This window comes from Mesorhizobium sp. M0751, assembly GCF_040320265.1.
Taxonomy (GTDB): domain Bacteria; phylum Pseudomonadota; class Alphaproteobacteria; order Rhizobiales; family Rhizobiaceae; genus Mesorhizobium.
Genome location: NZ_JAMYPH010000020.1, coordinates 55,892 through 64,997, shown reverse-complemented (window position 1 = coordinate 64,997; position 9,106 = coordinate 55,892). Strand labels below are relative to the sequence as shown.

Sequence of the window (9,106 nt, the reverse complement as noted above, 5' to 3'; positions counted from 1 at the left end):
GCTGCCGCGCCGCCTCAATACCTGAACTGTTCGGCGAGAATGCGCTCGTTCCACGAATGGTTGGGATCGAACAGCAGCGTCGCCGTTGCCGTCGGCGATTCCCTCACCGTGACCGTCGTCACCGCCTTGACCTCGGTGTGGTCGGCGGCGGCATTCACCGGCCGCTTTTCCGGCTCCAGAATGTCGAAACGCACGATCGCCTTGTTGGACAGCAACGCGCCGCGCCAGCGCCGCGGACGAAACGGGCTGACCGGGGTCAGCGCCAGCAGCGGAGCGTCGAGCGGCAGGATCGGCCCGTGCGCCGACAGATTATACGCGGTCGAGCCGGCCGGCGTCGCAATCATCACGCCGTCGCAGTGCAATTCCTCCAGCCGCTCTTGCCCATCCACGGTGATGCGGATCTTGGCGGTCTGGTAGGACTGGCGCCAAAGCGCGACCTCGTTGATCGCCAGCGCCGAAATCGTCTCGCCCTCCGCCGTCACCGCCTGCATCTCCAGCGGACGGATGGTTTCGGCAACGGCCGCCGCAATGCGCCCGGTCAAACCGCTGGCGCGGTATTCGTTCATCAGGAAACCGATGGTGCCACGGTTCATGCCGTAGACCTTCTTTCCCGTGCTCATCGTCTCGCGCAGGGTCTGCAGCAGAAAGCCGTCGCCACCGAGCGCCACGACGATCCCGGCGTCTTCGACGGATGCCTGGCCGTAGCGTGCCGAAAGGCTTTCCAGCGCCGCATTGGCGTCGGCTGTACCGGATGAGACGAAGGCGAAACGGCTGGCGGTTTTGCTCATGGCTCTCAACGACAACCGATTGGCGACGACCGTTTGGCGACCGATTGGCGGCGACCGGTTGCTGGGCCGCGCCAGCGCCGGGTTAGCATGGGTGGGCATTTCTGCAAAGGGAGGGAGGTGCCTTGAATTGGCGACCAAACAAGCCGCACTCGCGCATCATGTCGCGGGACAAAATGATGTGATGGTTAAGATCCGCCTTAAACTCTCGTAAAGCCGGATCGATCATGTTAGCCGGCAGCGGACGGGCGGCGTGGGGGCTAACCAGTCGAGGCCGATCTATTGCCGCTGGCACGCTTGATTATCGTATTCCTGATGCTGGCAAGTTTTGCCCTGGCTTTCGCGGAACTGGTGCGCCAGTCGGAGGAAAAGAGTTTTAGACCCGAGCCCACGGCCTCACGCTGCGGCGACGCGGCGGGGACACCCTGTCCGCAAAGGGCGCTTTGACACTGTAACGCTGGTCCTTATCGGGCGAGCAGATGGCAGCCGGCCTGGCGCTTTTGCGCGAGATACTCGTCGACAAGCTGGCGATAGCGGACTTTGCCGAAGCTCGGGAAATGGCCGCCATGCACGACCGAGACGTCGAGATCGCGCATGCGCAGCAGCGTTTCCACATAATCGTCGATATCGGAGTGATAGACGTCGTCGATCAGCGGGCCGTCATAGATGATGTCGCCGGAAAACAGGATGCCCGTCCTGTTTTCGTAGAGCGCAATGCCGCCGGGTGAATGACCGGGCGTGTGGATCACCTCGAAGGCACGGTCGCCGAGATCGACGATATCGCCTTGCTCGAGCAACCGGCCGGCTGGTGCGGGCAGGATCCGGTAGCGCTTCGTGTCCCAGCCTTGCGGCATGCCGTCGAACATCGCATCGGTGGCATAGCGGTCGGCAACCGTCCACTCATTGCGCGGGTCGGCGAGGATCTCGGCCTCGGCCGGGTGCACGCAGCGGTCGGGAAATTCGTGATGGCAGCCGATATGGTCGAAATGCGTGTGGCTGGCCACGCAGGTGAGCTTGCGCTCCGTCACCAGCGGCACGTGGCGGCGCAGGCTGAAATGGCCGAGGCCGGTGTCGAACAGAAGATCGCGGTCGCGGCCGCGCACATGCCAGATGTTGCAGCGGAAGAACGGCTTGATCCACGGCTCGTGGATCAGCGTCACGCCATCGCCCATGCGGATGGTTTCGTACCAGTGGCCGGCGTCGATGGTTGGAAGCGTGCTCATGTTCAGTCCGCAAGCAGGATGATGTCGCCAGCATCGCACGATACCGCGACCACGTCGCCTGGCTGGACGGCCGATGAGGAGGGAAGCTTGGCGATGAAGTGCAGCGCCGGGTCGGTCGTGGAGGTCCCCACCACGCGCTTGAAGCTGCCCTGGAAGACGACATCGTTCACCTTGATCATGCCAAGTGCCACAGCACCGCCGGCAGCGCCGAGGACAAGATGCTCAGGCCGGATGGCCAGCGCAACGGTCGAGCCGACCGGCAATGTGCCGGCCAGCGAGAGCTGCCCAAGCTTCGTGGTGACGGTGATTTTGCCGCTCTTCGCCTCCGTCACCGTTCCCGATATCAGCGTGCTTTCGCCCATGAAAGTCGCGGAAAAGCGCGTCGCCGGCCGTGCATAAACGCGCTCGGGCGGTCCTTCGTCCTCGATGCGCCCGTCATTCATCACCACGCAATGATCGGCCAGCGCCATCGCTTCTTCCTGGTCGTGGGTGACGTGGATGAAGGCGGTGCCGACGCGTTTCTGGATCGCCTTCAGTTCGTCCTGCATCTGCCGGCGCAATTTCAGGTCGAGCGCGCCGAGCGGCTCGTCGAGCAACAGCACCGCCGGCTCGACCACCAGGGCGCGCGCCAGGGCCACGCGCTGCCGCTGACCGCCGGAAAGCTGGTGCGGCTTCTTGTCGAAGGCGGTGGCCAGCCCAACCAGCGCCAGCGCCTCGCGCGCCCTTGCTGCCCGGGTTGCGCCATCGACGCCCTGCATGCGCAGGCCGAAGCCGACATTGCTGCCGACGCTCATATGCGGGAACAGCGCATAATCCTGGAACACGGTCGTCGTCGGCCGCTTCGCCGGTGGCACGGCGGTGCAGTCCTCGCCGCGGATCAGCACCTTGCCTTCGCTCGGCGTGACGAAGCCGCCGAGGATGGACAGCAGCGTCGTCTTGCCGGAGCCGGACGGCCCGAGCAGGATCGTGTAGCTGCCCGGCTCGATCGTCAGCGAGACGTTCTTCAGCACCGTGTGCTGGCCGAAGCGATGCGAGACGGAGCTTATATCGACCAGTGGCGCACTCATGCCGGCTTCCTCCGCAACAGCATCAGCTCGAACAATACCACCAGTACGATGGAGACGGCGAAGACCAGCGAGCCGACGGCGTTGGTCTTGGGATTGAGGCCGGAGCGCAGCAGGTTCCAGATCTCGACCGGCAGCGTCGTGTCGAAGCGCGTCAACAGGAACGAGATGACGAATTCGTCCCAGGAGAAGGTCATCGACAGGAAGAAACCGGCGAAGATAGCCGGCGCCATGACAGGCACCGTGATCAAAAGCAGCACCTTCCATTCGGGCGCGCCGAGGTCGCGCGCCGCGCGCTCGATATTGATCTGGTGGTCGCCCATCTGGCTGTAGACGATGGCAAAGCAGAGCGGCAGGTTGATCACGACATGACCGATGCCGGCGGCAGTGAGCGACTTCGGCACGCCGGCCCAATTGAACAGCACCAGCAGCCCCATGCCGATGATGAGATAGCTGACGGTCAAGGGCAGGGTGATCAGCCCGCGCATCAGGCCCGAGCCCGGCAAGGCGAAGCGCGCAAAACCCCAGGCGGAGAGGAAGCCGAGCGTGACGGCGGCAGCCGAGGAGACGACCGCCACCAGCAGCGAATTGACCAGCGCCGAGGTCAGCCGCGTGTCGGCAAGCACGGCCTCGTACCAGCGCAGCGACGGCCCGGTGAAGGGCGGGATCGGAAACGACGTCGCCTGCAGCGAAAACAGCACCAGCACCACCACCGGCAGGAAGATGAAGCCATAGATGGCGAGGGCGTAAAGGCCGGAGACGAGGCGGATGAAAGCGCGCATGGTCAGGCCCGCTCGATCTTCAGCCAGCGGGCGCAGGCGAGATAGCCGATGGTGACCACCGCCATCAGGATGATCGACAGCGCCGAGGCGAGCGGAAAGTCGCCGCGCCGGCCGATCTGCATCATGACGAGTTGCGGCATCAACAGCTCGTTGTTGCCGCCGAGGATCTGCGGCGTGATGTAGTCGCCGATGCACAGCACAAAGGTGAGGAAGGCGCCGACCATGATGCCGGGCAAGGTCAGCGGCAGAACGACATGCAGGAAAGTCCAAACCGGCCCGGCGCCGAGGTCGGCGGCGGCCTTGCGGTAGCTGGGGCTGAGCTGCTTCAGATTGGCGAAGATCGTCAGCGTCAGCAACATGACGAAGAAATGCACGAAGCCGGTGATGGTGGCTAGCCGCGTATTGGCGAGCTGCAGCGGTTCGCCGAACAGGCCGGAGCCGGTCAGCGCGCGGTTGACGACGCCGTTCTGCGCCAGCACCAGCAGCCACGAATAGGAGCGTACGACATAGGAGGTCCAGAACGGCAGCACCGCCAGCATCAGCGCCAGCCGCTGCCAGCGCTCCGGCACCTGCTCGGCCAGGATCCACGCGAACGGATAGGCAAGCAACACGGAGATCACGGTGACGATGGCGGTGACCTGCAGCGAATTCACCATCGCCTGCCAGTAAGATGGATTGGCAAAGAACTGGCTGTAGTTGGACAGCGTGAAGCCGCCGCCTTCATGCGCCGTCAGGCTGGATACGGCCATGGCGACGAAGGGCAGCACGAAGAACAGCAACGTCCAGCCGAGCGCCGGCGTGACCAGCGCCCAGGGCAGGGCACGCCTGCTTTTGACGGCGTTCACGACCGGCAGCCGGTCATTGCGCCTGCAGCATTTCGGTCCAGACGTCTTGCATCTTCTTGTCGAGATCGGCGTTCGGCGCCGGATAGGACTGGGCGCGGGCGAGGAACTCCGGCTGCTCGTCGAAGCGCAGGATCTTCTTCTGCTCGTCGCTCAACGCCGCCTTGCTGTTGGCCGGCATGCCCCAATAGCAGGACGAGGTGGCGAGCCGCGCCTGGCCTTCGGGGCTCATAATGTACTGGATGAATTTAAGCGCCAGCTCCTTGTTCTTGGAATCCTTGAACATTGCCAGCGACTGCGACCACAGCACGGCGCCTTCCTTCGGAATTGAGAAGTCCAGCGCAGGGTTTTCCTTGGCCAGCCCCGCCGTCACCCATTCGCCGCCGCCGACCAGTATGCCGACCTCGCCGGTCGCCAGCGCCGTCTGGCTGGCGGTCACTTCGCCGACCAGCTTGGCATTGGCCTTCATTTTGAGCAGCTCTTCCTTGATCGCGGGAAGGTCGGCCTCGGTCAGTTCCGCCGTCTTCTTGCCGATCGCCAGTGCGGCCATGCCGATGACCGGCAGGTAATAATCGTAGATGGCGATCTTACCCTTGTATTTGTCGCCGGTCAGCGCGGCAAGCGACTGCATGTCGGCCGGGTCGACCTTGGTCTTGTTGTAGCCGATCGTGTTGTAGCCGAACTTTTCGGTGATGCCGTAGCGCTTGCCGTCGACGACGGTGGAGCTATCCATCTTAACCTGCGGAAACAGGTCGGCCAGCGGCAGCTTGTCTTCCGGTAGCGGTTCGAACAAGCCTTTTTCGACGCCGCGCGGTACGTCGATGCTGTCGATCACCATCACGTCCCAGTCGCCGGGCTGCGACTGTTCGACGATGGCCAGGCCGGCGCCGGTGCCTTCGAACTCCTTGACATTGACCTTGACGCCGTTCGTCTCCTCGAACGGCTGCAGCAGCGCCGGATCGGCATGATCGCACCAGATCAGTGCGTTGAGATCCTGCGCCTGAGCGAAGCTGCCCGCCGCCAGCAGCAGTGCTGCCGCGGCACAGGCGCCTTGGAGATGGCTCTTCAGAACGGAAAGCGGATTCCTGACGGTTGGATTGGGGGTCTTTGGATTGACGGACATCGAGTGTTCTCCCTTGCCTTTTTGGCTTGTAGGAAAAAATTGAACCAATTCTAAAATTGAGTCAATTCTGTTTTTGTGGCAAACAGCCGCTATGAGCGGATTGCGGGCAAGACAGAAGGCGGATCGGCACCGCCGCATCATCGAGGCGGCGGCGGCGCTTTTCCGCGATGCCGGCTATGAAGGCGCCAAGATCGAGACCATCGCGGCGCAGGCCGAAGTCTCGGTCGGCACGATCTACAACTACTACCGGAACAAGGGCGACATCCTCGGCGCCATCGTTTCGATGGAGGTCAACGAGGTGCTGAATGCCGGGCGCGGCGTGGTGGCCAACCCGCCGGCCAATGTCGGCGACGCTTTCGATACGCTGCTCGGCATCTATATCGAGCATTCGCTGCATTATCTCAGCAAGGAGATGTGGCGGCAGGCGATGGCGATCTCGACGCAACTGCCCGACAGCCCGTTCGGCCAGGCCTATACCGCGCTAGACCGCGCCCTGACTGAGCAGATCCGCGCACTGATCGCCCGCCTGCAGGCGCTCGGCCTGGTACGCCGCGACATCGACGGGCCGGCGCTCGGCGAACTCATCTTCAACAACATGAACATGATGTTCATCGAATTCGTGAAGCGCGAGGAAGCGAGGATTGCCGAGTTGCGCACGGCGATAAGAAGGCAAAACAGGATCTTGGTGGCGGCGATCGGAGTGTAAGAAGATCAAGGGCGAGTAGGGCCTGCAACACTAATCGCCGCAACGGAGCATCGCCTAACGGTTGATCAGCCATAGAATGGCCGAGAGCACGATGCTGACCAGTACCCCCGTGGTGATAGGGACATAAAGCCTGAAGTTCTCACGCTCGATCACGATATCGCCGGGCAGCCTGCCAAGGCCGGCCCGGGCCAACCAAGGCCACAGCAGGCCTATGGCGACTATGCTGAGACCAACGACGATCAGAGTTCGCGACATGGCAGCATCCTGCCGGAAATAGCATCGTGCCAGAAATATGGTGTTGACGGGTCTTGCAAGCAGCGCTTCCTCTCGATGTTGCCTCTTGAGTTGAGGTTGAAATCTGTTACAACCTAAAAGGGTATCAAGGGAGGGTTGGATGCAGATTTCCATCTGGCATTGGGCAATACTGCTGCTGCTGATCGGCGTGCCTGTCTTTTTTGCTGTCCGATCTGCGACAAAGCCCTCAGGGAATCCAGCAGCCCCTGTGGGAATTGGCGGCTGGCTTATGCTGCTGGCGATCCTTCAGGCTCTCTCCCCGCTACGCACGCTCGTCTCATTGGGCTCATCGAGTGAAGGCTACCGACAGCTCAGGACGCTCCCGAATGGCACTTTGGCGGTCTACGGCGAGATTGCCCTCTTGCTGGCGTTTATGGTGTTCCAGGTGGTTGTGCTCTTTGCGATGCTGCTGCGGAGTTACCGCTTCAAGCTGCTGTTCCTGTATCAGTGGCTTGCAATTCCAATCGTGTTTATTCTGGACGCGGTGTGGATCTCAGCGGTTATGAGCGCTCCTGTGAGCTTGGTGCTTGCAGGGGGTGCGCTGGTAATGCCCGCAGTTTCTTTTGTACTGACCGGGATCTGGGTCGCCTACGTCTACAAGTCGGTCAGGGTGAGAAACACGTTCGACAGGGTCGCGATATCCGGTCAGGTCGCGAGTGCGTCATAGAGCTTGCCGCGAGTCCTATGTATCGCTGCCGACAAAAATGCCGGGTGCCTAGTATGGACCCGAATCAGCCAGCCGTTAGGCCCGCTCGAGCGAGGATTTCAGGAGCCGGCGTAACATGCCCGTGCGGCTTGCAGTAGACGGGGTCGATCGCGCGATAGCCGAGCAGATGGCCGAGTGGCGCCAGGATCGCCAGCGCCACTCGCTGAATCGCAGGTGGCGGGTGCGTGAAGACGATCACGTCGGCAAATTCCCTGGCAATGACCGCCGCCTGAAGCGGCGAAGGCCTGCCTTTTCTGTCCACCTTGCCGGCATTGGCCAAGCCGAAGAGCATGCCGATCAGCAGCTCGAAACGGTTCGGGTCGACATTGTCCGCACCTGGCGCCCGGTCGACTTCGACCAGGACATGCGCTTCTTCGGTTTTGCTGCTGTTCCACCAATCATGTGCGACGCCTGCTTCGACCGTGGCGGATTGGTCGGGCCCCAGGGACAAAGTCTTCCCGGCGATGCTAGCGTCGAGTTGGCCACGAAGGACGGTAAACCGTTCTGTCAGGTTCGGGTGGAAGTGCTCGCCCACCACGGCGGCTCCCGGCCGGGCGGTCAGATGAGCGATGCCTGGCCCCTGGCCGCGGTCTTCGGTGCCACGCAGGATGACTGCATATTCGCCGGTCACCTTGTTCTCGTAGACATCTCCACAGCGTGACATAGATCAGCTCCGGGTTTCAGAGCACCAGGGCCTGGCAATTTATCGTCAAAGGGTCGGTCGTTCAACGACGCTTGAACGGGCGATTGCGGAAACACCAGCCGCCGGCTCCTCGTCAATGCGGGCGATCAGCGCTCTACCGAATATGCTTGGGCGGCCGCGCTCGTGGAAACGGCACGACCGTCAGTGGCGCCTTGCGGAATTCCGCGATGGCTATTTCTTCAATCAGCGCGTCGAGGGCCTCGTTGACGCGTCGGCTCGTTTCATCCGCGCCGCAGAGGCGGTTTTGTGTGCACTCCAAAAGCTCGCGCGCCGCGGCGAAATCACTCCGCATGACAACACCCGTTGGTTTTGGCCCGCCGCACGAACATTGTCGGCGCGCTTAATTGAGCGAGTGCTAATATACACAGGGGTAATTTAATCGAATGCTGTTAAAATGGCCCGGAACCCGGAGAGAGGCCGAAATGACGGCCCTATAGGGGCCAGACACGAATAGGTTTGGCGTCTCCTAGTATGGGACGCCAAAACGCAATCTGGCGTCAGATTAAGCCGGCAATCTCAGGCAAAGTTTGTGGCTCCCCGACGGGGACGGAACGCGCGGGCCTAGTAGGTTCTTGGGCGGCTTAGAAATTCTCGGGCGGCGGCAATCTGGCGTCGATGCTCGCGAAGGAATGCCGCGCCGAAACAAATGGCGAATGCCAGTACCGAAAGGCTTGTCGTTGCTCTTGATGCAGGATCGGGATCGGGACTTATCAGGAAACGGAAGCCGAACGCGAAGGCGAAGACGACAACGCCACCAAACATGCCGCTGACGAAGGGGGCGGTCGTGCGTCTCTGCTCCAACGAAGACTCCTATGGTTTCCCCTGGGGTTTTTCCGCTAGGGAACTATGGTTTCCGCTAGGGAATATATGCGTTGAAG

Annotated in this window: 12 protein-coding genes; 2 read left to right on the top strand and 10 right to left on the bottom strand. The window is 62.0% G+C overall.

Annotated elements, in window-relative coordinates; genetic code table 11:
* Nucleotides 1-14 precede the first annotated feature (14 nt).
* The 6 genes from NKI19_RS25890 to NKI19_RS25865 all read right to left on the bottom strand — a co-directional run bounded on the left by NKI19_RS25890 (nt 15) and on the right by NKI19_RS25865 (nt 5,819).
* Complete coding sequence (locus NKI19_RS25890; protein WP_352492517.1) at nt 15-788, bottom strand: NAD kinase; 774 nt, start codon at nt 786-788, stop codon at nt 15-17.
* 461 nt (nt 789-1,249) lie between these two features.
* The gene (locus NKI19_RS25885) at nt 1,250-2,008 is read right to left on the bottom strand and encodes an MBL fold metallo-hydrolase (RefSeq protein WP_352492515.1); all 759 of its coding nucleotides are present in this window, start codon (nt 2,006-2,008) and stop codon (nt 1,250-1,252) included.
* Nucleotides 2,009-2,010: 2 nt separating this feature from the next.
* Entirely contained in the window at nt 2,011-3,075 is a 1,065-nt protein-coding gene (locus tag NKI19_RS25880) for an ABC transporter ATP-binding protein (protein WP_352492514.1), read from the bottom strand.
* The gene (locus NKI19_RS25875) at nt 3,072-3,854 is read right to left on the bottom strand and encodes an ABC transporter permease (RefSeq protein ID WP_352492513.1); all 783 of its coding nucleotides are present in this window, start codon (nt 3,852-3,854) and stop codon (nt 3,072-3,074) included. Before NKI19_RS25875 ends, NKI19_RS25880 begins: the two co-directional genes overlap by 4 nt.
* 2 nt (nt 3,855-3,856) lie before the next feature.
* Nucleotides 3,857-4,699, bottom strand: coding sequence for an ABC transporter permease (locus tag NKI19_RS25870; RefSeq protein ID WP_352492512.1), 843 nt, complete (start codon nt 4,697-4,699; stop codon nt 3,857-3,859).
* 13 nt (nt 4,700-4,712) lie between these two features.
* Complete coding sequence (locus tag NKI19_RS25865; protein ID WP_352492511.1) at nt 4,713-5,819, bottom strand: polyamine ABC transporter substrate-binding protein; 1,107 nt, start codon at nt 5,817-5,819, stop codon at nt 4,713-4,715.
* A 91-nt stretch (nt 5,820-5,910) separates the two neighbouring features.
* On the opposite strand from NKI19_RS25865, the gene NKI19_RS25860 reads away from it, so the two are divergent.
* Nucleotides 5,911-6,525 carry a TetR/AcrR family transcriptional regulator gene (locus NKI19_RS25860; RefSeq protein WP_352492510.1) on the top strand — a complete coding sequence of 205 codons (615 nt, stop codon included), beginning with the start codon at nt 5,911-5,913 and terminating at the stop codon, nt 6,523-6,525.
* A gap of 54 nt (nt 6,526-6,579) precedes the next feature.
* Here NKI19_RS25860 and NKI19_RS25855 read toward each other — a convergent pair whose 3' ends face one another.
* Nucleotides 6,580-6,780, bottom strand: a complete 201-nt coding sequence (locus NKI19_RS25855) for a DUF2905 domain-containing protein (protein WP_352492509.1) — start codon at nt 6,778-6,780, stop codon at nt 6,580-6,582.
* 139 nt (nt 6,781-6,919) lie between these two features.
* Between NKI19_RS25855 and NKI19_RS25850 the strand changes: the two genes are divergently transcribed.
* Entirely contained in the window at nt 6,920-7,486 is a 567-nt protein-coding gene (locus NKI19_RS25850) for a DUF2569 family protein (protein ID WP_352566626.1), read from the top strand.
* Between the two features lie 64 nt (nt 7,487-7,550).
* On the opposite strand, the gene NKI19_RS25845 is transcribed toward NKI19_RS25850, so the two are convergent.
* From NKI19_RS25845 to NKI19_RS25835, 3 genes are all read right to left on the bottom strand, one after another.
* A complete protein-coding gene (locus NKI19_RS25845; protein WP_352492507.1) occupies nt 7,551-8,189 on the bottom strand; it encodes a cupin domain-containing protein in 639 nt (212 codons plus the stop codon).
* A 133-nt stretch (nt 8,190-8,322) separates the two neighbouring features.
* On the bottom strand, nt 8,323-8,520 hold the full coding sequence (locus NKI19_RS25840) for a hypothetical protein (RefSeq protein ID WP_352492506.1): 198 nt from the start codon (nt 8,518-8,520) through the stop codon (nt 8,323-8,325).
* Nucleotides 8,521-8,789: 269 nt separating this feature from the next.
* On the bottom strand, nt 8,790-9,029 hold the full coding sequence (locus NKI19_RS25835; RefSeq protein ID WP_352951249.1) for a hypothetical protein: 240 nt from the start codon (nt 9,027-9,029) through the stop codon (nt 8,790-8,792).
* Nucleotides 9,030-9,106 lie beyond the last annotated feature (77 nt).